This is a genomic window from Paenibacillus sp. LS-5 (assembly GCF_056121505.1).
In genome coordinates this window covers 1-260 of sequence record NZ_JBWAVA010000092.1, presented here as the reverse complement: position 1 = coordinate 260, position 260 = coordinate 1, and the positions used below count along the sequence as shown (strand labels likewise).

Here is a 260-nt window from a genome sequence, read left to right as displayed (position 1 = left end):
CAAGTCGGAGGCCGTCTTCCACGGCGATTTCACGCTCACGAGCGGCAAGAAGGCCACCTACTACATCGATCTGCGTAAGCTGTCGCTCGATCACCGCGCTGCCCCGCTCATCGGCCAGGTCATGCTCGACCTCATCGCAGATATCGATGGCGTCGTCGCAGTCGGCGGCCTCACGATGGGCGCGGACCCGATTGCTTCGGCGATCATGCACCAGGGTGTCGCTCGCGGCGAGGTGTACGACTCGTTCGTTGTGCGCAAGG

The 260-nt window shown here is 63.5% G+C and carries 1 protein-coding gene; it reads left to right on the top strand.

Going from position 1 to position 260, the window contains the following annotated elements:
• Nucleotides 1-260 (top strand): type I phosphoribosyltransferase (locus AC0MA3_RS26590; protein WP_474658359.1); only part of this gene is annotated, 260 nt, incomplete at both ends.